We start from the raw sequence: 20,636 nt of genomic DNA, 5'->3' as shown, positions 1-20,636 counted from the left end.
TCATATCAAATGCCGTGAGTTCGTCCCGCTCAAGCGATCGCACAATCAGGATTTAAAGCCTTTAGAGCTTTTCTTTTTGTCCTGCGGCTTGGACTTTGACTTGTGAACTTCGCCTAAAGCTTCCTGAAATAAATTGTGCAGGTGCAGGGGAACGCTGGCAATTTCGGGGAGTTCGGGTTCTAAGAGTTTTTTATACTCTTGCAACAGGGCATCTAAATCGCTCTCGATCTGAAAGTCTGTGCGTTCCAATACTGTTTGCAAGATTTGTGATAATTTCGCTGGATTAACTTTAGCTAACCGCCGCCAAATCCAGGCATTAATTGCCGGATCTTCTAGATAGCTGCGAACGAGTTTCTCGTAACCGGGAATGGTGGAAAAGTCCTCGGCTGCGAGCATTTCGGTAAACTGACTGTAGTTAGACAAAAAGGTTTGTCCCCAGCGGGGATGAGAAAGCGCTGTCACCTTTTCGGCTTTTTTGAAGCGATCGGGCAATTCGACTTTCGGCGTTACCATTTTTGAACTAGGATTGCTGTCGTTCACTACCTCAACTGCATTAACATCGGCGCCGGCTGCTGCGATGGCGACTGCTTTGATTTCTTCGGGATCGACTCCGGCATCTTCAACGATATCCGCGAGAGACTTAGTTTGATCGATGCCAATATCAGCTAAGCGTTTTTTAGTCATTACTTCCTGAAATTGGGCCAACTGTTTGTTCAGGTGATATCCCGATAGCGTCACTTCGTCGCAGCCAAAAAATTCGGTAAAATCTTCGTGGTACTGTTCTACCGACTTCCAAGCTTGCTCTAACAGTTCCGGGGCGTCGCTGTACAGGTTATTTTTGTGATTTTGCTTGAAATTGCCGATCGCCACCGCCAACTTCGGTTTGCCCAATTTCCCCATGGGGATAGGAGGACTCGAAAGTATCCACCAGTCATCGGTGAGAGGCGCAATCCGAGCCCGCAAGATTTCTCCCAGCTTAAAGCGAGACATTTCTTGCAGGAAATTAGCGCTGTTGGGCTTGACACTGTAGTGCTTCGCCGTCAGCCAGTTCATCAGTTCAAAGCTGTCGGGGGAAATTTTAGTAATTTCAAACAAGCCGGTAAAGCTTCTGTGCCGCCAACTTTCTAGCAAGCCGATCTCGCTCTCGGTTAAATCCGGCTGATTTTCGACAAAAAGGTCGATCGGGGTTTTGTCTCCGACTTTACCTTCGACTGTAAAACTGTCAATCACCTGATTTTGCTGAGCAATATCGTAGCGCTCGCCCGTCGATCGAGCTGCTGCAAAAGCTTCCAAAGCTACCGCCAACTCTCCCTCAGCATCCAGCACAAAGTCAATTAAATTTTGCTTGAGTGTCCAAGCTCTTTCCAACATTGCATCCACAAGTTATACCGATTTTGAATGAAAGGATTTAGATTAACAATTATCGGACTTGATGCAACCGACGCTTTCGGGCTCCGACTGCGATAGAATGAGGCGGATTGCGAACAATGACAGAAATATGCGATCGATGCCTGAGTCCTGAATTAGTTTAATTTTAAGGCTAAGAGTCAAAAAATAGTGTCCATCTCAAACTCCTTTGTGAATAAGTTTTTTTGCGATCGAGCCGGAAAACCAGCCCAGGAAAAATCTTGCTGAAAAACGCGATTTCAACGCAGACTAAAAATACCCCTCCCCGATGTAGAGAAGGGCAGAAAATCCCCAAGAACTTTGCTACACTCGCGTTGAAAATAGTGTCATATCATGTCCGCTCGATTACCATAAAAAACCGTTCGTAGTGCGGACTTAAGTCCGCACGTGCGTTCCTTACTTATGGTGGTTAATCGATCGGATAGGATATCAGATATCAAGCACAGTCCAAGACGCAAAAACCTGTTTTTTTTACCAAAACACTTAGCTGCATTCAGCAGCGCTGGTAAAAAACTCCCGAACGATCGAGTTTATGTGCGTCCAAGACGGAGAAATACTTGCTGGCGCCTTTAGCGGCCGTCTTTGTCAATGTCGCCAGGAACAGCCCGTTCCACCCGATCCCAAGCGTCGCGCGTGGCGTGCTTAGCTTTTTCCCAAGTCACGTTCGACTTACCGCGATTTGTTTCGTAATCGCGCTGCAAATCGTTTTCGATCTCGTTGAAGCTCTTACCAGTACCGCCATAGCGGCTGTAGCCCTCATAACCGGTGCGGTAAGCAGGCTGATAGTCCTCGTAAGTTGTGCTCGTTTCCGCATAAGGACGGGAACTGTAGTTATTTTGCCAGTAAGCATCTTCTACCGTGGGGTCGATCGCCTCTGCGACACCTTTACCCGCCAAACCGCCGCTAAACGCGCCCACAACAGCACCTACAACAGCTCCCACAGGCCCGCCGATCGCACCGCCGATTGCAGCACCAGCAGCACCAGCACTCGCAGCACCGATACCCGTTCCCACTGGATGAGCGCCCGTTTCCCCAGAAATTGGGTCGAGGTTAGCATCAGGTGCCTTCACCGTTTTGTTATCATCGCTCATGATATTTTTTCCTTTTATCTAACTGAAACTCTTCTTAAATTTACCTTTTCAATTCGTATTTATTCATCTTCCTTAAGGATGAATCTGCTAGCTTTAAAAGAAGGGAAAAATAGCGGTATGGTGCGCCGGAAGCACCCACATTAACGACGTAAGGTGCGCCGTGCGCACCCTACACAATTAGGTTCAAGTGAGTCCCGAGCTCTGCTCTATTGTGTCCTCACCGAAGCTCCTTATTTACCAGCAACTTGAGTTTGATAGAAATCTGTTAATTTATTCGTTGCCCGTGACCTTTTCGATCAGCTCTTCAGCTTTTTGAACTATGCTTTCTTGCGGGTGCTCTCCCTTGTACTCCTTTAAGCTTTCGTCATAAACCTGCTCGACCTTTGCAGGATTTTGAGCGGTGTTGACGATATCTTCGTAAGCTGCTTGGGGATTGAGATCCTCGAAACTTTCTGCGGGGTCAGTAATTTTAGCTGACTGCGGCGCCTGACTGCGGTCTTGACCTGCGTAAGCAGCCTGACTGGGTGCTACCGCTAGACCGGCCAGAACGAGCAAAGCCAGCGTACATACCAGCAAAATGCTTTGACTCAATGTTTGCCCGAGAGCTTTTAAAACCCGCTTCATATCAACGTCTCCTCGTATTTTGTCGCAAAAATTATCGTGTTTGTTGTCCCTGGAGGGCGATCGCACGTCAAGAACCTGGGTTGAAGCGCCATCTTTGTCGCAGCTACCGGAGAGCGAGCGAACAGGGATATTTATCGTGATGTGCAACATATTAAGCCCCTGCTTGTTAAGATTACTTCTACCAAAAGATAGATTAGTTAAACAAGCAGAACTCCTCTAGTGTCAGCGACGAGCGCAATTCCTGCCAAAAAACCCATCTAGCGGTTTTCCTATCAATTGCAAACCCTTACTCTTCTCTCCTCTTCCTTCGCGTTTTTCGCGTCTTCGCGGTCTGTCAAAAAAAGCCCGTTCACCAAACATTTCAACTTGCCATAAAAACCCGAGACAACTACAAAAGAACCTGCTCAATGTTGAGGTTTCGGCTCTGCATAGCTCCTTCAAACAGATCAGTAGAAAGAGCCTGTTCAACCGACCAAACCCCCGGTTTTGTCAGTTTACCTTCTAACATCAATTGAGCGATGCTGCCAGTACCGATGCCCGTAGCGGCGGCAGCATTTGGGTGTACCGCTGTCGATCGAACTTTCGCGGGCTGACCGTTTTTGAGACCGGTCACTTGCGATCGCACGGCCACCCCCACACCGCTAAAATTATTGCTAACAGCGGTCATCCCGTAGCTGACATAAGACAAAAACTCAATCACAGAGGGATTTTTCAGCCAGCTATCCGGCCAGTATTTTGCCACAAACCAAGTCAGGTGATTGTAAAGGTCGGGAGAAGTGCCGAATTTAGTAATAACTGTTTTCACTGGGAAAGTTTCGGGCAAAGTAATTGCTTCCGGCATATCGAACCAGTAAACGCCTGTTTTGCCGTAGGGTGCTGGAAATTCTATCGTTTCGCGATCGGTGTAGGGTTTGATTTGCTGTAGTTTGCCATCAACCAAAACATCAAAAGGAGTTTGCAAACCTAAAAAAGTAGTGCGCATGACGGTGACACCAGCACCGCCCGAACCGCCGACCACGTAACTCAAATGGATGTGTTCTGCTGTATCTAACTGCTCCACATCTCGGCGTACCATGCTGTTAGAAACCCCCGGAAAAATTCCCGTGTTAATAATAGCTGTCACCCCCGCATTTTTAGCATTTTCCCGACACTCTAAAGCTCGGCGAGTAAAACTGCGGCTGTCGCTGACATCGGTATAATTAACACCTGCTTCGATGCAAGTTTTCAACACGCCGGCGTGTCGGTAGTGAAAAGGCCCGGCACAGTGAACGACGAGGTTAGAGGATGAAACCGCTTGGCTCAGGGCTGCACTTTCTGCTAAATCTAAAGCTAGATAGCGCGATCGATCCGGCGGCAACTCGGGTGGAAGAGAGCCATTGGGGTCGCGTCCGGTAATAGTAACTTCTGCGTCGGTGTGGGTAACAAGGTCTTGAGCAACGCTGTTGCCAATTCGTCCCCGACCGCCGACAATCAAAACTCGGTTTGTCATCGCTCAAAAAAGGGTAACGCTAATATAAGTTTCTCATTTTAGGAGGGATATTTTCCATCTGCACAAAGGATGAATTTGTTAGAGCTTAGGAGAATGTGACGCTCGACCTCAGCGATTATCCCTTGCCGCCAGTCATAGAAATTCTCAGATTTCTTGTATGGATGCTTCAACAAGGTTAGCCAAGTGAGTTTTCAAAGAGTAGGAACGTGCCAGTTGTGCTAGACTACAAGTTAGTCGCTCGTACTAGATTTGAGAAGGCCTTGATGGGCGGTATTTTTATTAAAATTATTTTCACTATTTAAACAATACGGCCAAACAGAAACATGACTTCTGAAGGCAAGGTCGCCGACACAGGCTTTTTAAAAGAAGCTCAGCAACTCATGCAAGATGGTTGGCAATTAGGAAAAAGGTAATTAAGAAAAAGGTAATTGCTCGCTCTAGCGGATCTCAATTAATTGAGATCCACTAAAGCGCGAGAGCTTTACTTCAAAGTAGTTGTTATTGCTCTTCCCTAAAACTAACAATCTTAAAATCTCCTGAGAGCGCCCCTTGAAAAAATCTTGCCAAGTAAACAACTCTATGGTATTATAGAAGATTGTGAATATTAATCAAAAGTAAAGTAACAAGCCGGGAGAAATCAAAATGACACAGCAAACCCTGCACGGAACCAGCCGCAAAAGAAAAAGAACATCCGGTTTTCGCGCCAGAATGCGCACCGCAACCGGTCGATTGGTAATCAAGTCCCGCCGCAGCAAAGGTCGTCACCGCCTCGCAGTCTAGCACTGCATTAAGGTTGAGAGGCCTTAACGATCGCCCTACGCCATGTTGCCTCCTGCAAACCGACTCAAGCACCGAAAAGACTTCAGCGCCGTCTACCGCAAGGGAATGCGCCGCAACTCGGCTCATTTGAGCTTAAGAGCTCTGCGCAAACCCAAAAGCGTCGCTGTAAGCAAACCGACAGCCGAGAAATCCTTGCAGCCCACTCGCACAGGCATTTCTATCAGCCTCAAGGTTAGCAAGCGCGCCGTAGTCCGCAACCGGATCAAGCGCCAAATTCGCGCTGCTTTGCGACAGCTATTGCCCCGATTAAAATTCGGCTGGGATTTAGTAATTGTGGTGCGTCCGATCGCACAAGAGTGCAATTATGCAGAAATTCTGCAAGAATTAGAGCAGTTGTTGGTAGAAGCCGAGGTACTAGATGGGAATTCGAGAGGAAGTATATTATGAAGGCGGCCCCGCGCCTGGAGACTTGATTATCAACTTACTCCTGGGGCTGACAGTCGTGGGAATCCCCCTCGCAGTAGGATCGATTGTCCGGGCTCTGTGGCTGCGCTACCGGATCACCAGCCGCCGAGTGTCGGTAACTAGCGGTTGGATGGGGCGCGATCGCATAGACGTTATCTACTCAGATATAGTCAAAATCGTCACAGTACCTCGCGGTTTCGGCAGTTACGGAGACATGGTACTGACAATGAAAAATGGCTGCCGTTTGGAACTGCGATCGATTCCAAAATTTCGAGCCATGTATGACTACATTAACGAAAAACTGCCCGCAGCAGCCCAAAAAGCCAACGCGGCAAAAGCTAAATAACCGAACCGCTTTCACCCTGATTTGAAGCTGAAGTCAGTCGATTTTAGATTTTCCATTTTTCGATTTTAGATTTACTCCCTACGATGAATCACCGGAGGTTGAACAGGAGTCTAAAATTTTTGGCTCTCCACGACGAGAGTACGTGGGACGGTGTCCGTTTTTTGGGCGAAGTCAGTGCGAGTAATGGCTTTCCTCATTACAAAAAACCCGCTAGCGGGCGGTCGATCGACGGGCAATGTCCTAAGATAGAGACAAAAGCCTAAAAGTTGAGGCGGCCCGCATTCAGCGGGTAAAAATAGTTCTCAACAGCAAACAAAGAGCACCTAAATTAACTCAAAGCGAATGGATTTTGGTATCTCGTTTCTCTCCAACAACCTAATGCTGCCGATCCTAGATTTTTTCTACGGGATCGTGCCAAGCTACGGTTTAGCGATCGTAGCCCTGACGCTCGTGATTCGCTTTGCTCTCTATCCTCTAAATGCAGGCTCTCTTCGCAATATGCGGCGCATGAAAGTAGCGCAGCCGTTGATGAAAGAGCGAGTAGATCAAATTCAAAAACTGTATAAAGAAAATCCTGCAAAACAGCAGGAGGAAATGAGCAAAGTATACAAAGAATTTGGCAATCCTCTAGCAGGATGCTTCCCGTTGGTGCTGCAAATGCCGGTGCTGTTTGCACTGTTTGCAACGCTCAGGGGTTCGCCGTTTTCTGACGTAAATTACAGCGTCAACGTCCAAGTTTTGCCGAAAGAACAAATCGAAACTGTTCAACCGCAAGCCTTTGCTACGCCGCCACAAAATATTTACGTGACGGGTACATTTCACGCTCCAGTTGTGGGCGTGATTCCAAGCGGCGACAAAGTGGCAGTCGGCGATACAACCAAGATTGATTTTCAAACCCCAGATGGCAAACCTCTCAAAGCTATAGCGGCAGAAAATAAGAGCGAAATCGACTTTGAGCCTACCTGGAAAGTCATCAAAGGCGAAGAATTTGTCAAGGTAGACGAACAGGGCAACATCACGGCTTTAGCGCCCGGTGAAGCCACAGTTCAAGGCACAATCCCGGGATTGGCTACTAACAAAGGATTCCTGTTTATCGAAGCTTTAGGCCGCGTCGGCGCGATCGACTCAGACGGTACAATCCACTGGGATATTTTGGTGATGATCCTGGGATTCGGCATCAGTTTGTACATCAACCAAACTCTTTCGGGACAAGCACAAGGGCCAAACGACAACCCCCAACAGGCTACAGTCAACAAACTGACGCCAGTTATATTTTCGGGGATGTTTTTGTTCTTCCCGCTGCCCGCCGGCGTGTTGATGTATATGCTGATTGCTAACATCTTCCAGACAGTTCAGTCGTTTATTTTGTCCAGAGAACCGCTGCCGGAAAACCTGCAAAAAATTGTGGACGAAGCAGAGGCGAAAACCCAAAAAGAACAGGGATTAGATGCACTTCCCTTTGAGCCAAAGCGTTCTAAGAAAAAGGCTTGATTGTTAAAATGAAAGACTCAGAAATGCAGCGCGGACAGCAATGGTTAGAAGAACTGTTAAAACTGTCCGCAATTCCCTCAAACGTGGTAAGCCAACAGCAAGAAGATTGCTATTGGATGACAATAGATGAAAGCAATCTGACTCCAGAACAAGTAGCCATCTTAATCGGGCCAAACGGTAATGTACTAGATGCCATTCAGTATCTCTGCAACACGGTTGCGAACATAGCCCACGAATCAGATGAACCCATTGCTTATACAGTCGAACTGAACGGCTATCGCATCCGCCGCCAAGAGGAACTGCGATCGATGGCACAGTACGCAGCAGAGCAAGCGCGATCGACGGGAGGTGAAGTTGAACTCAAAGCCCTCTCTTCGGCAGAACGCCGTCAAGTCCACAGCTTTTTGAGCGAATGTGAGGATATAGAAACTTACAGTCAAGGACAAGAACCCGATCGGCGTTTGGTAGTGCGCCTGCGCTGAGCCAGCCCAAAAAAGGACGCCCCTAATTAAGTCGTGCAGATCCTAAAATTTTAGACTCCTGTTCAAGATTCCAGATTCATCTGTCGAGTCAAATCTAAAATCTGAAATCTAAAATCTAAAATCGACTCGGCGTTTAATAGTGCGGCTGCGCTGACGGTAAAAAAGAAAAAGGAAAAAGGAAAAAGGAAAAAGCCAAAAATGAGCTATTCCTTTTGACTTTTGACTTGAGACGAGGATAATAAAACGGCGAAAGATGATTATGGAGACAATTTATATCCCTCATCTACTCACAAAAACCGAGCGGAAAGAGGTCATTGATTTTGAAGAAATTATCCCCGATTTAGAAACTCTTACTCCGGTGCGGGGGCGACTGCAAGTTAGTCACCAAGGGAATTTTCTTGAGGTGAAGGCGAAAGCAGAAACAATTGTGACTCTCACCTGCCACCGCTGTCTGAAACAATACAATCACCGTTTGAAAATTCAATCATCGGAAATAATTTGGTTGGAAGAAAAGCCGAGTCAGCTTGATGCAACTTCAGGAGAATATGAAGTTGATTTAGAAGATTTGGTGGAAAATTTGTCGCCTGCGGGTTATTTCTCTCCCAGCGATTGGGTGTACCAGCAAATGTGTTTGGAACTGCCGCACAAACAGCTATGCGATACTGAATGTCCGGGAATAGATTTAAATGAGGAGGCAGAAGAGACAGAAAGCTCAGAAGCTGCATCGGACAGTCGCTGGGCGTCTCTGGCGGCACTTAAACGGCAATTGCCTTAGTCAAGAGTCATTAGTCAAGAGTCATTAGTCAAGAGTCATTAGTCATTAGTCATTAGTCAGCAGTCAAAAGTCATTAGTCAGCAGTCAGTAGCTAACAACTAATAACTGTAGAATAACGAAGACTTCAAAATAACACCAGCTAAAAACTAACAACTAATAACCAATAACTAATGAGTAATAACTAATAACTAATGACTAATGACTCTTGACTAATGACTAATAACTAATGAGTAATGACTATTTTTAGCGACGAGTTTGAACTGCTGCTGCGATCGCGCTACCCCTTAATTTACATTCCCACACGGGAAGAAGAGCGCGTAGAAGTGGCGATCGCCCAATCAGCCAAAAAACAGGGTTCTCGCGCCGTCTACATCTGGGATTTTGTTGACGGCTACCAAGGCAATCCCAACGATACCGGTTTTGGCAAGCGCAACCCCTTGCAAGCTTTAGAATTTCTCGAAAAATTGCCGGCATCCGCGCCAGCAATCTTTATTTTGCGAGACTTTCAGCGATTTTTAGAAGATGTCTCGATTTCCCGCAAGCTGCGGAATTTGGCAAGACTCCTCAAATCTGTGCCCAAAAATATTGTGATCGTATCTCCGATAACTTCGATCCCGGAAGACCTCAGCGAAGTAATCACAGTTTTGGAGTTTCCCCTGCCTGCGGCGGCGGAAATCAAAATAGAGGTGGAAAGACTGTTAGGGGCTACCGGAAAAGCGATTGAGGGGCGTTTGCTGGACGAATTGGTGCGCTCCTGTCAAGGTCTGTCGATCGAACGAATCCGCCGAGTTTTGGCAAAGGCGATCGCCACCAGAGGCGAACTGCATCCCGACGACGCGGAACTGATTTTAGAAGAAAAGCGCCAAACAATCCGCCAAACTCAAATTCTGGATTTTTACCCAGCCCGCGAAAATATCTCCGATATCGGCGGTTTGGACAATCTCAAAGAATGGCTGCTGCGGCGCGGCGGTGCTTTTTCCGATCGCGCCCGCCAATACGGTTTGCCGCATCCCAGAGGCTTGTTATTAGTCGGAATTCAAGGAACCGGAAAATCCTTAACTGCAAAGGCGATCGCCCACCACTGGCATTTGCCCTTACTGCGCTTGGATGTCGGGCGCTTGTTTGCCGGATTAGTCGGGGAATCGGAATCGCGCACCAGACAAATGATTCAGCTAGCGGAAGCTTTAGCGCCCTGCGTGCTGTGGATAGACGAGATTGACAAAGCTTTTGCGGGATTGGACGGTAAAGGCGATTCCGGCACAACCAGCCGCGTGTTCGGAACTTTTATTACTTGGCTGGCCGAAAAAACATCGCCGGTTTTTGTAGTCGCCACCGCCAACAACATCCAGTCTTTGCCGCCGGAAATGCTGAGAAAAGGCAGGTTTGACGAAATATTTTTTGTGGGTTTGCCCAGTCAGGAGGAACGGCGGGCGATTTTTGAGGTACATTTGTTGCGGTTGCGATCGCACAGCATCAAAAACTACGATCTAGAGCGCTTGGCTTACGAAACTCCCGATTTTTCAGGAGCCGAAATCGAGCAAACTTTGATTGAAGCAATGCACATTGGGTTTAGCCAAAATCGAGACTTTACCACAGATGATATTTTAGAATCAGCTAGTCAGATGGTGCCCTTAGCCAGAACGGCGAGCGAACAAATCCAGTTTCTCCAAGATTGGGCTGCTGCTGGGAAAGCTCGCCTTGCTTCTAGATACGGCAGTTTGAGCCGCCGGATTCAGGGTTAGTCGATCGAAGACATTCGACAGAAGATAAAATTTTCCTCCCAGAGTCACCCTACCAAGCCTGAAATTTCCCAGTTTCCTTCTTCCATTTCTCGACTTCACGCTTGACTTTTATCCGTTACATCCGTTACATCCCGTACCTTGCTCGTTGCCGAACTTCCTTCTTCCTTCATATGAACAGTGTATATAGCGTTTTCAAGTTTTTAGTAGGTTTTCTGCTAGCGATCGTCCTAATGGCAGGCGCTAGCGTAGCGGCTGCACTTTACTTTGCCGCTAAGCTAACTACTGTGCCGGAAAGACCTGTTTTTCCCAACGACAAAACAGCAGCTCAGATTGCCGGCGCTGGCTCGAAGTCAACAGCCAAGGCCAGCACAGTTTCTACGTCTGGTGATGCTACGTCTAGCGATGCCGCGTCTCCGAAACCACTGGAACCGGGAGCTTACCGAGCTCTAGTTACTCAGCCGATCGGCTTAATTCTCCGGGATAGCGGCAACCGAGACTCGAACCGGATTGGCGGTGTTGGTTACAAGGAAAAAGTCGTGGTGTTGGAAGATTCGCCGGACAAAGAGTGGCAGCGGATTCGGGTTGAGGATGGCAACCGCGAAGGTTGGGTCAAGGGCGGCAATACCGAAAAAGTTGAAGGCGAATAGGACCAGCGCCGTCCATATCAAAGAGTTAACTGCTGAACACTCAAACGGTATGGGGATGATGTAGTGGATTTGCAGAGCATTCCGCCATCTTGGGACTCAGCTATTCCTTTGCCGATTTAAATTAGGAAATTCAGGACCGATCGGGCTTTCCGCTTCTATCTCGCACTACGTATCAGGGGTCAAGGCCAATTAAAATCGTCGATCGAATAAGCTGATTTTTATCAATTAATCTTCATTCGCCAGATCGTTTGGTTAGTTTGTGGCAATTTCACACGCTGTTCCAAATAGCCACAAACTTCTCAAATAAAGGGTTTGGGGATTTTCCGAGATGTCTGTGAGGGATTGAAACCGTAGGTTAAGTGTAGGTAAGAATAGGTTTGGTAGTTTTGGAACTTCCCCTAGCTTACACGCTATCTTACCTGTGCAGATCGATCGACCCAATTGCCAGAGCAGGATAGTACAGCCCTCCCCCCCTCGCAAAATCGGGACGCTTCCCCTGGCTATAAGTCTTGTGAGAGATGGATGTGTGGACAGATCTATGTCTGGAGAGATAGATTGTTAATACTGGGTGCAGCGAGCAACATTTAACACAAGTTTGGAGTATAGAAAATGACCAAAAACGTATCCGTAGTAATTCCCTCGCATAACAGCGCCCAATTTTTACCGGAAGCAATTGAGAGCATACTTGAACAGAGTTACCCTGCTTTTGAGGTCATTGTAGTAGACGATGGCTCTACTGATGATACGAAAGAAGTCTGCGATCGCTACTTGAAAGTAACATACGTCTATCAAAACAACCAAGGCCATGCTACTGCACGCAATACAGGTCTGCGGGTTAGTACAGGAGAGTATATTATCTTCCTGGATAGTGATGACTGCCTTTTGCCTGAAGCGATCGAGATTGGAGTCAAGCATCTCAACGCCAGGCCAGAGATGGGCTTGGTATTTGGTCGTTATTTCTTCTATTCCATTCAACCCGATGGCTCATACAAAGTAGAAGAGAAATATGAGAATCAGCCTGAAGTTGCTAATTATGAAAGCCTTTTGGCTATGCGGCATAGGATTCAATGCGGTTGTATTATGTTTCGCCGTGTTGCGCTGGAGGCTGTCGCCATTGAGTCTATCGGTGCATTTGACCCAAGTGTATTAGCGACCGAAGATTACAATTTATGTCTGCGAGTTGCCCGTGATTTTCCTATCTATTTCCACGGTCAAGTCGTTTCTCAATATCGCTACACTGGCAATAACATATCCAGTAAATCGACCTACTTTCTGATCCATGCAATCCGAGATCATTATCAGCAATGGAGTTACGTTCAAAAAACTGGAAAAGAAGAATATATAGTTGCCTATGAGCAGGGCAAACACCACTGGACTAAGCTTTTTGGCGATCGATTGCCTTACGAAATCCAGAAATATATAGCAGCTAAACAATGGGTTGCAGCCTTGGGTATTCTGAGATTGATCTTGTATTACGATCCCAAATTGCAATGTATTGATAAGGAAATCTACCAAACATCCTATAAAACTCTGATGTCAGAGCTACGCAAGCTCCCCCTTCAAGACTCCTTAGCCTATTGGAAAAAACAACTTGCCGGAGCCACCCCTTTATTACCCCTACCCACTGACCGGCCGCGCCCCCCAGAGCAATCCCTCCAGGGAGCTTCTCTGTCTTTTTGCATTTCTGGGGAAATCACCACAGCCCTGGGCCAATTGGGCGGCCAGGAAGGGGTCGCCCTATCAACAACCCTGTTAGCCGCGTTTAATATCTTGCTCTATCGCTATACAGGTACGGAAGACGTGATTGTTGGCTCCCCGTTTGTGGGCCGTGTGAATTCAGAAAATTTTGTGAATGCTGTCCCCCTCCGTACAGATATGTCCGGCAATCCCACGTTCCCAGAGTTTCTGGGACGAGTGCGGAAAGTCGCTTTGTTAGGGCAAGCCTATCAAGATGTGCCCTATTGCTTATTGGTCGATGAATTTTGTCCCGAGATCGACTTGAGCTATTCCCCTCTGTTTCAAGTGACCTTTGTCTTTGAAGAAAATATTCCCTTCCCAAAAATAGATCTGTCAAGATTAACGGCAAGTCCTTGGGTGATTGAAAATAACGAAGGGAAGTTTGACTTAACTTTATTCTTAAAACCAACCAGCGAAGGATTGGAGGGGAGTTGGTCCTACAGCACGGATTTGTTTGATGCAGAAACCATTGAACGAATGAACGAGCATTTCCAGATTTTGTTGGCAGGGATTGTGGCTCATCCAGAACTACCGATTTCTGCATTGCCGCTGTTGCCAGACAAAGAGAAACATCTGTTGCTTGTGGAATGGAATCAAACCCAAACAGATGACCCCCAAGATCGATGCCTCCACCAGTTAGTGGCCGTGCAAGCAGAAGCAACTCCCGAGAAAATTGCGGTTTCCTTTGAAGGTCAAACATTGACTTACCAAGAACTGCATCAACGCTCTAATCAAGTGGCCCACTATTTACAAAAAAGAGGGGTAAAACCGGATGATTTAGTCGGCATTTGTGTTGAGCGTTCTCTGGAAATGCTGGTGGGATTATTAGGTGTGCTGAAGGCGGGCGGAGCCTATGTTCCCATAGACCCGAACTACCCGGACGATCGCGTGGAATACATGATCGATAATTCCCAAGCCAAAGTATTGTTAACACAACAGCGGCTTGTCAAGAACCTGCCTACCAAAGAAGCATTGGTCATCTGTTTGGATACGGATTGGTCCCTGATTGCTCAAGAGAGCCAGGAAACACCGATCGCAAGTGTTACGCCAGAAAATATGGCTTACGTCATTTACACATCCGGTTCTACGGGTAAGCCCAAAGGTGTACAAGTTCTCCACCGCGGGGCAGTCAATTTTTTACGTTCGATGCGGGAGCAACCGGGAATCAGTGCGGCGGATATTTTGCTGTCTGTCACCACCCTCTCTTTTGATATTGCCGTCTTAGAACTGTACTTACCCCTGACTGTGGGAGCACAGGTTGTCATCCTGAGTCGGGAAGATGCCATGGATGGCAGAAAGTTATCACAGACGATCGCCCAATTGGGGATTACGATCCTGCAAGCTACCCCAGCGACTTGGCGATTATTGCTGGAATCGGGCTGGGAAGGTCAGTCCCCGATGAAAATCCTCTCCGGTGGGGAAGCAATGCCCAAAGAATTGGCTGCCCAATTGTTAACCAAAGGTACGGAACTTTGGAATTTGTACGGCCCCACTGAAACAACAGTTTGGTCAACTGTTTATCAAGTCAAAGACCCTGAACAGCGAATTTTAATTGGTAAACCCATCGCCAACACCGACATCTACATCTTAGATTCTCTCCTGCAACCCGTTCCCGTTGGGGTGGCTGGGGAATTGCATATTGGTGGTTCAGGATTAGCCCGAGGATATTTGCAGCGTGACGATTTAACGACAGAGAGATTTATTCCTAATCCCTTTCGGGAAACCGAACGAATCTACAAGACGGGGGACTTAGCACGTTATTTGCCAGATGGAAATATCGAGTGTTTGGGTCGCCTAGATTTTCAAGTCAAAATTCGCGGTTTTCGCATCGAACTCGGTGAAATCGAGTCTGTTTTGGTCAAACATCCCAATGTGCAGCAGGCGGTGGTCATCGTCAGGGAAGATTTTCCTGGCGACAAGCGTCTAGTGGGTTATATTGTCGCCGTCAACAATCAGAACCCAACCATCCAAGAACTGCGAAGTCTGCTCAAGGAGTACGTACCAGAATATATGGTGCCGTCTATCTTTGTTTTCTTGGAAGCTCTACCTCTAACACCTAATGGTAAGGTCGATCGTAAAGCTCTACCTGCACCTCAACAATCTGCCCAACCACCAATCACACCCGCCACTCCAACGCCTCTATATCCGCCAGCCACTACAACTCAAGCAACGCCAGAAAAGCCAAGAGAATTTGCCAGTCCCCAGGATGATTTGGAAGTTCAACTCATCAAGATCTGGGAAAAAGTATTGCATACTTCACCCATCAGTACGACAGATAATTTCTTCGAGCTGGGAGGACATTCCCTATTAGCGATATCGCTAATTCGTGAAATAGAGGAAACCTACAAGCAAAAGCTATCTTTACCTATCCTTTTCCAATCGCCAACGATTCAGCAGTTGGCTAACACCCTTCGCGAACAAGGATGCTTGTCTTCTGCGCAGGCTTTAGTCACGATTCAGGAAGGCAGTTCCAAACTGCCTTTATTCTTCATTTACGGCATATTCCTTTACTATGATTTGTCAAGACACCTCGGCGAAGACCAGACTTGTTATGGAGTCTATCTCAACGAGGAAGTCAGTATGTTCCAAAAGGATAAACTTGACAAATCACCAACGGATTTAGTGAGTGTTGCAGATATGGCAACTCGCTATCTCAAAGAAATCCAAAAACATCAGCCTAAAGGGCCTTACCTCCTAGCGGGTGAGTCATTAGGTGGCTTAGTAGCCTTTGAAATGGCACATCAACTTCATTTACAGGGTGAGGAGGTAGCTTTACTGGGCCTTTTGGATAGTGCGATTCCGGGGCAAGACCAACTGTCATTGAGTCAGAAGCTGGCTTTTCATGCCAAAAAGCTGCGCGAAAAAGGGCTTTCCTATGTTTTCCAAAAGATACAACAATTTCAGAAGACTAAATCGACTTCTAACATTAATAATGCTCCTGTAGATCCTCGATTAGAGTTTCGGGATTACGCTGTGAAAAGTTACAGGCCACAGCCTTACCCAGGCAGGGCGATTTTGTTCCGGGCGATGGATGAAAGTCACTTTAGCACTTTGGAAAACTGGAATGAACTGTTGGTTGGAGGATTAGACATATATGATATCCCTGGAAATCATCTAAGTATCCTTCAAAAACCCAATGTCCATCTCTTGGCGGAAAAAATGAGAGTGCATATCGATCGAGCCTTAGCAAAACTTTAGGCTGCGATCTGAGCTGCTATCTGCCTCTGGTATGCAGCAGCTCATAACATTTCTCTATTAAGCGCAGCTTAATAGAGAAAGTGGCGATCGCATCTTTAGCTGGATAGGATTATCGGCTCTGGCGTACTTGTGGTGATAACGTAAGCTTATAATCTAGCAGTATCAAGGGTTTCATTTGTCTGGCCAGGCTTTCAAGTTGGTTGTCACCGCAGTATTTTTAATAAGGCTCCTCGATAAATTTTTCTACCTTCACAGTTAAGATGGACGCCATCTTTTGTTGCATTTTCTTTTAACACTCTCCCTTCATAAAGGGGCTGAAGTTCTTTTTCTACTATCAAAACTTTCTCGGTCGCTGCCACTTGACGAGTGAATGCTCTAATTTTTTCCACTCTTTCCAAAGGACCCGCTAGTGTGAGATCGTGGCTGGCTGCAACCGTTGAGTAAAATGAAGGGATTAACAGCACTTTTTTGGCGTTCATTTTTGTTCTAATAATGCTGATGATTTGCTGCATATTGTTAATAAATTGTGCATCCGTCGCTCGATAAATCGCATCATTAGTACCGAGGGCAATAAGGGCTTTATTACATTTAACTCGCTCGGCAGTTAATTGTTTTAGCTGTTAAAGCTGAGAAATTGTTGACATACCGGGTAAGGCAAAATTAAAAGTATCATTACCTATGGTATTCCCCAGCCCATAGGTAATAGAATCGCCAAAAAAGCAAGGAGCAATTTTAGTTTGTTTAGTCAGCTCGAGTTGATACTTAACTTCATCCTCCCACCAAGGGTTAGAACTGAGGGTGTCTGTCGGTAATTCGATATAATTTTCATTAAACATGAGGAGGATTCTACCTAAATACCCCGTCTTTATCGCCCATCCTAAAATCCCTGTTAAGACAATGACATTCAATAGGAGTGAAATAATCGCGCTCGGTTTTTTCAGACAGGTATGAGCAAGGAAACTAACAGAACTTATCAATCAATATGCTACCAGAACGTAATTCATAATTATAATCAGTTTATCTAATCACGAATTACGAATTAAGCGATCGCAGTCCTCCATCTTGTTTGAGATGAATCGGCTTAAACCCTTGTATAGCTCAATCAGGTTCAGTTAAGAGATTCCAACAGATAAAACCCATGAAAAGTAGACACAGTTTGCTTCGTTCCTCTCTTCGGACAAGGCTAAGTGAACCGTATTGTTGTATAGCTTGGCTTTCAAGTTGCTTGTCACCCCGTCAGCAACAGACAAAAGGTTTCAATAGCTAAAACTCAACAGAAAAACAAAACAATACATAAGTTTAAATTATGTTATTAATAATATTATGTTAAGAAACTTAGCAAAATTTTAAGGTTAGTTGCAAAGCGTAGGCTTTGGTCACCGCAGCCGAGGCAAGAATGATAGCTTTGATCCCAAGATGTAACTTTTGAGCTTCACAGCTATCAACCATAAAAAATATGTACGACAAACGTCCCGATCGAGATTTGGCGACTGCTGCTGTAACTGCGGCTTTAGGAGCTGGCGTGGTCACTTCTTTTGCAGTGAGCAGAGGGCAAAACCCGCTGGTAGCCTTGGGAATTACTGTTTTTGCAGCGGGAGTAGCTTTGATTTGCGATCGGTTTGGCTTAATTTAAGTTAATGTCGCATTTTTACACAATAGTTAACCCATAAAGTCCCCGCCCTGTTTGCAACTAGCAAGGGTGGGGATTTTTAGTCGATCGTCCACAACCAATATTTTTATATAAAACAAAATTAATTTTCAGCCAATAATACGCAAAAACTGGTCATTTTTTTCTCATCAAGGCTAAGATGTGGCTGCAAACTATTTTCCTGACTCTCGCGTCTGTATAAACAGCGATGCTATCTTGGTTGTTACCTGTAATTATTTTTGAAGACAATTTTTTTTCAGAAACGGGTGCTTCGCGCAAACAGGTAAAACTTAGCCTTGATAGAGCAGCCTAAAGCTCAGCTTGAGTTTGCTCCTACACCTCAGCCACAATTTCACAGTAAAAATTTATGGAATCCCTCGCCTATCTCGAACTTGCTCTTGTTTGCGAAGCACCCGCACAAGAGTCGAAAATTTTTGATGCACCCAAGTGGCAAAACCTATCTAGTCAGACTTATGTGCGTTTGCTGTCTCTGGCTTTGATGCTGTCGGTTTTGAGTGCAGCCGGTTCGGCTTTTGCTCAAATAGATCCGGTTTATCCAAATGTGCGAGCTGTTCAAGACAGGTTGCGGGAACTAGGTTATTTTCCCAGATCTTCCACCGGTCAGCTCGGCCCGGTAACAAAACAAGCTCTGACTAACTTTCAGCGAGACTATCAACTGTCGCTGACTGGTAGGCCCGATCGATCTACTGTGATAGCGCTCAACAGTTTTGCCGGTGACGATCGACCTTTTAAAACTATTTATACAAACTATAGCGAGCTGCGCTTTGGAGACACAGGTGCAGATGTTTCGGATCTCCAGCGCAGGTTGCAACAGCTAGGCTACTTCAACACGCATCCCACAGGGAGTTTTCGCGAAATTACTCTCAATGCGGTGAGATACTTCCAGCGAATTAATCGACTGCGGGTGACTGGAGTTGCTGACAGGCAAACTTTAGCTTTGCTGTTTGGCTCCACCAGACCAATTCCCCCCGTTACGCCGGGAGATATTTCGGGAAATGGCGGTTGCAAGGGGCTGCGGTTCGGCGACAGAGGGGCGACGGTAGACTTGATCCAGCGGCAGCTAAAAGCTTTGGGCTATTTTGAAGGTGGCGTTGACGGCAAGTTTCGGGAACGCACTCTTTACGCTGTGACTCGTTTTCAGCAAGATTACAATCTGGTTTCTGACGGCTGCGCTGACACTGCTACTTTGAAGGCGATAGATGCCCAGATGAGGGAAGCTCAAATTACTGTATATCCAGGAGAAAATGAGGAGCAGAGTAATGCTGGAGATTTTCTGGAGTTGGGCGACACAGGCCCTGAAGTAGAATTTTTGCAGCGGCGGCTGCAACAATTGGGTTATTACAGGAGCCAGATTCACGGTTGGTTCGATCGACCAACTCAAGCGGCTTTGATCCGGTTTCAGAGAGATAGCGGGCTGTTCGGGACTGGAAGGGTCGATCTGGGCACTCGATCGGCTTTGCGGCAAGGCAACAGACAGGCTGCAAAGGCGCAGCAGCCTGTGGCTGCGGGTCTGCGGCGGGGCGATACTGGGCCCGCTGTCCGACAGCTTCAGTCTGCGCTCAGAAGTCTCGGCAAAAACCCCGCAAGAGTGAACGGAGTATTTGGAGCCGAGACTGAGCGGGCGGTGCTGTCGTTTCAGCAGGAACGCAATTTGTCGCCGGCGACGGGTATTGCCACTGCGGCGACTTTGGCCGAGATCCAAAACGGATTAGCTGGGCGCTTGGCTGTTCCTGCTGTTGGGATTAGCAGCAGTGTCAATTCTCGATCGAGCATTCAGCAATTACAAACGCGGCTGCAAGGCCTCGGCTTTTACACGGGTTCCGTCAGCGGAGTTTTGGATGCTCCGACGAAAGACGCGCTCGATCGAGCTGTGCGCAGTTACGGGGTGAGCAGCGACGATTTGTTGAGCCAAACTTTTTAGCAGCCCACTTGCGGACGCTACATCAAATAAATAAATCGGGTTTCTGGTTCCCGAATGATTCCTGAAACGATCTATTTTCCTGAAGAAACCAGGTTTCGGCGTAATTGCGATCGCACCCCTGCCGATCTTTGTTAATAATTGTAACAAACCGTACTTGAAATGCGAAAATAGTGCATCTTCACTCGATTGAATCCGGGGCGGTGCTGCCATTTTGGGCGATCGACCTCGGACAAGACCAATTGCTGGAAACTAAAGACGGCCATCCCATCCGCAAAGCTTCGTGGCACACCGTATGAATCGTTAGCTGGCAGTCTAGCAGGTGCAATCCAGACTTTTCAGCTTGTTTCATGCCAATTTTCAAAATCGAATCGTTGTTAAATTCGATCGTTCGGTTGCACTGAACGCAGACTAAGTGATGGTGGTGGTGCGGGTAAGGCTGGTTTATTTCATAGTGTTTGTGACCTTCGGCTAGTTCGAGTTCGCGAAGCAAGCTCATCCTTGCCATTAACTTTAAAGTTCGGTAAATGGTGGACAAGCTAATGTTTTCGCCGCGATTTTTTAACAAAGTGTACAAATCCTCCGCGCTCAGGTGGTTGCCTTTGGGGAGGTTCTGAAACACGTGCAAGATGGTTTCCCGTTGGGGAGTCATCCGCCAGCCTTTGTCATTGAGTTCGGATTTGAATGAGGACGCGGTGTAAAGTGCCATAGTGACCCTCTCAAGAAAGTCTGCCTATTGACAATAATACACAACGATCGAGATATTTTGCAAATA

General features: G+C 46.7%; 17 protein-coding genes and 1 pseudogene. 11 read left to right on the top strand and 7 right to left on the bottom strand.

Annotated elements, in window-relative coordinates; genetic code table 11:
- Positions 1-45: 45 nt before the first annotated feature.
- The 4 genes from QUB63_RS06030 to QUB63_RS06015 all read right to left on the bottom strand — a co-directional run bounded on the left by QUB63_RS06030 (position 46) and on the right by QUB63_RS06015 (position 4,611).
- Positions 46-1,371, bottom strand: coding sequence for a hypothetical protein (locus QUB63_RS06030; RefSeq protein ID WP_332944223.1), 1,326 nt, complete (start codon positions 1,369-1,371; stop codon positions 46-48).
- Between the two features lie 605 nt (positions 1,372-1,976).
- The gene (locus tag QUB63_RS06025) at positions 1,977-2,498 is read right to left on the bottom strand and encodes a hypothetical protein (RefSeq protein WP_332943898.1); all 522 of its coding nucleotides are present in this window, start codon (positions 2,496-2,498) and stop codon (positions 1,977-1,979) included.
- Between the two features lie 270 nt (positions 2,499-2,768).
- A complete protein-coding gene (locus QUB63_RS06020) occupies positions 2,769-3,272 on the bottom strand; it encodes a hypothetical protein (protein ID WP_332943897.1) in 504 nt (167 codons plus the stop codon).
- A 238-nt stretch (positions 3,273-3,510) separates the two neighbouring features.
- Complete coding sequence (locus QUB63_RS06015) at positions 3,511-4,611, bottom strand: saccharopine dehydrogenase family protein (RefSeq protein WP_332943896.1); 1,101 nt, start codon at positions 4,609-4,611, stop codon at positions 3,511-3,513.
- Positions 4,612-5,253: 642 nt separating this feature from the next.
- On the opposite strand from QUB63_RS06015, the gene rpmH reads away from it, so the two are divergent.
- The 9 genes from rpmH to QUB63_RS05970 all read left to right on the top strand — a co-directional run bounded on the left by rpmH (position 5,254) and on the right by QUB63_RS05970 (position 16,274).
- Positions 5,254-5,391, top strand: a complete 138-nt coding sequence (gene rpmH / locus QUB63_RS06010; RefSeq protein ID WP_332943895.1) for a 50S ribosomal protein L34 — start codon at positions 5,254-5,256, stop codon at positions 5,389-5,391.
- A gap of 42 nt (positions 5,392-5,433) precedes the next feature.
- Positions 5,434-5,838 carry a ribonuclease P protein component gene (gene rnpA, locus QUB63_RS06005; protein ID WP_332943894.1) on the top strand — a complete coding sequence of 135 codons (405 nt, stop codon included), beginning with the start codon at positions 5,434-5,436 and terminating at the stop codon, positions 5,836-5,838.
- The gene (locus QUB63_RS06000) at positions 5,810-6,202 is read left to right on the top strand and encodes a PH domain-containing protein (protein WP_332943893.1); all 393 of its coding nucleotides are present in this window, start codon (positions 5,810-5,812) and stop codon (positions 6,200-6,202) included. Before rnpA ends, QUB63_RS06000 begins: the two co-directional genes overlap by 29 nt.
- Before the next feature lie 342 nt (positions 6,203-6,544).
- On the top strand, positions 6,545-7,693 hold the full coding sequence (gene yidC / locus QUB63_RS05995; RefSeq protein ID WP_332943892.1) for a membrane protein insertase YidC: 1,149 nt from the start codon (positions 6,545-6,547) through the stop codon (positions 7,691-7,693).
- An 8-nt stretch (positions 7,694-7,701) separates the two neighbouring features.
- Positions 7,702-8,175: a Jag family protein gene (locus QUB63_RS05990; RefSeq protein WP_332943891.1), complete on the top strand. Its 474-nt coding sequence runs from the start codon at positions 7,702-7,704 to the stop codon at positions 8,173-8,175.
- A gap of 259 nt (positions 8,176-8,434) precedes the next feature.
- The gene (locus tag QUB63_RS05985; protein ID WP_332943890.1) at positions 8,435-8,950 is read left to right on the top strand and encodes a YceD family protein; all 516 of its coding nucleotides are present in this window, start codon (positions 8,435-8,437) and stop codon (positions 8,948-8,950) included.
- A gap of 233 nt (positions 8,951-9,183) precedes the next feature.
- Positions 9,184-10,692, top strand: a complete 1,509-nt coding sequence (locus tag QUB63_RS05980) for an AAA family ATPase (protein WP_332943889.1) — start codon at positions 9,184-9,186, stop codon at positions 10,690-10,692.
- Positions 10,693-10,862: 170 nt separating this feature from the next.
- Complete coding sequence (locus QUB63_RS05975) at positions 10,863-11,339, top strand: SH3 domain-containing protein (RefSeq protein WP_332943888.1); 477 nt, start codon at positions 10,863-10,865, stop codon at positions 11,337-11,339.
- A gap of 609 nt (positions 11,340-11,948) precedes the next feature.
- A complete protein-coding gene (locus tag QUB63_RS05970) occupies positions 11,949-16,274 on the top strand; it encodes an amino acid adenylation domain-containing protein (RefSeq protein ID WP_332943887.1) in 4,326 nt (1,441 codons plus the stop codon).
- Positions 16,275-16,477: 203 nt separating this feature from the next.
- Here the strand turns inward: QUB63_RS05970 and QUB63_RS05965 are convergent.
- Both QUB63_RS05965 and QUB63_RS05960 read right to left on the bottom strand, forming a co-directional pair.
- Positions 16,478-16,861: pseudogene (locus QUB63_RS05965) on the bottom strand (SGNH/GDSL hydrolase family protein); the annotation flags it as partial.
- A 33-nt stretch (positions 16,862-16,894) separates the two neighbouring features.
- Positions 16,895-17,110 carry a hypothetical protein gene (locus QUB63_RS05960; protein ID WP_332943886.1) on the bottom strand — a complete coding sequence of 72 codons (216 nt, stop codon included), beginning with the start codon at positions 17,108-17,110 and terminating at the stop codon, positions 16,895-16,897.
- Between the two features lie 620 nt (positions 17,111-17,730).
- On the opposite strand from QUB63_RS05960, the gene QUB63_RS05955 reads away from it, so the two are divergent.
- Together QUB63_RS05955 and QUB63_RS05950 are read left to right on the top strand one after the other, a co-directional pair.
- Positions 17,731-17,907 carry a hypothetical protein gene (locus tag QUB63_RS05955; RefSeq protein ID WP_265236614.1) on the top strand — a complete coding sequence of 59 codons (177 nt, stop codon included), beginning with the start codon at positions 17,731-17,733 and terminating at the stop codon, positions 17,905-17,907.
- A gap of 382 nt (positions 17,908-18,289) precedes the next feature.
- Positions 18,290-19,864: a peptidoglycan-binding domain-containing protein gene (locus tag QUB63_RS05950; protein WP_332943885.1), complete on the top strand. Its 1,575-nt coding sequence runs from the start codon at positions 18,290-18,292 to the stop codon at positions 19,862-19,864.
- A 178-nt stretch (positions 19,865-20,042) separates the two neighbouring features.
- On the opposite strand, the gene QUB63_RS05945 is transcribed toward QUB63_RS05950, so the two are convergent.
- Positions 20,043-20,570: a transcriptional repressor gene (locus QUB63_RS05945; protein ID WP_332943884.1), complete on the bottom strand. Its 528-nt coding sequence runs from the start codon at positions 20,568-20,570 to the stop codon at positions 20,043-20,045.
- Positions 20,571-20,636: the final 66 nt, after the last annotated feature.

This window comes from Microcoleus sp. ARI1-B5 (assembly GCF_036705795.1).
Lineage (GTDB): Bacteria > Cyanobacteriota > Cyanobacteriia > Cyanobacteriales > Microcoleaceae > Microcoleus.
This window is presented reverse-complemented; position numbering and strand designations above follow the sequence as displayed.

Coding starts and splice junctions, on each gene's coding strand:
- QUB63_RS05980 (WP_332943889.1), top strand. CDS start 9,184: ATGACTATTTTTAGCGACGAGTTTGAACTGCTGCTGCGATCGCGCTAC.
- QUB63_RS05970 (WP_332943887.1), top strand. CDS start 11,949: ATGACCAAAAACGTATCCGTAGTAATTCCCTCGCATAACAGCGCCCAA.
- rnpA (WP_332943894.1), top strand. CDS start 5,434: ATGTTGCCTCCTGCAAACCGACTCAAGCACCGAAAAGACTTCAGCGCC.
- QUB63_RS06020 (WP_332943897.1), bottom strand. CDS start 3,272: ATGTTGCACATCACGATAAATATCCCTGTTCGCTCGCTCTCCGGTAGC.
- QUB63_RS06000 (WP_332943893.1), top strand. CDS start 5,810: ATGGGAATTCGAGAGGAAGTATATTATGAAGGCGGCCCCGCGCCTGGA.
- QUB63_RS05955 (WP_265236614.1), top strand. CDS start 17,731: ATGTACGACAAACGTCCCGATCGAGATTTGGCGACTGCTGCTGTAACT.
- QUB63_RS05975 (WP_332943888.1), top strand. CDS start 10,863: ATGAACAGTGTATATAGCGTTTTCAAGTTTTTAGTAGGTTTTCTGCTA.
- QUB63_RS05990 (WP_332943891.1), top strand. CDS start 7,702: ATGAAAGACTCAGAAATGCAGCGCGGACAGCAATGGTTAGAAGAACTG.
- QUB63_RS06015 (WP_332943896.1), bottom strand. CDS start 4,611: ATGACAAACCGAGTTTTGATTGTCGGCGGTCGGGGACGAATTGGCAAC.
- QUB63_RS05960 (WP_332943886.1), bottom strand. CDS start 17,110: ATGTTTAATGAAAATTATATCGAATTACCGACAGACACCCTCAGTTCT.
- QUB63_RS06025 (WP_332943898.1), bottom strand. CDS start 2,498: ATGAGCGATGATAACAAAACGGTGAAGGCACCTGATGCTAACCTCGAC.
- yidC (WP_332943892.1), top strand. CDS start 6,545: ATGGATTTTGGTATCTCGTTTCTCTCCAACAACCTAATGCTGCCGATC.
- rpmH (WP_332943895.1), top strand. CDS start 5,254: ATGACACAGCAAACCCTGCACGGAACCAGCCGCAAAAGAAAAAGAACA.
- QUB63_RS05950 (WP_332943885.1), top strand. CDS start 18,290: ATGGAATCCCTCGCCTATCTCGAACTTGCTCTTGTTTGCGAAGCACCC.
- QUB63_RS06030 (WP_332944223.1), bottom strand. CDS start 1,371: ATGTTGGAAAGAGCTTGGACACTCAAGCAAAATTTAATTGACTTTGTG.
- QUB63_RS05985 (WP_332943890.1), top strand. CDS start 8,435: ATGGAGACAATTTATATCCCTCATCTACTCACAAAAACCGAGCGGAAA.
- QUB63_RS05945 (WP_332943884.1), bottom strand. CDS start 20,570: ATGGCACTTTACACCGCGTCCTCATTCAAATCCGAACTCAATGACAAA.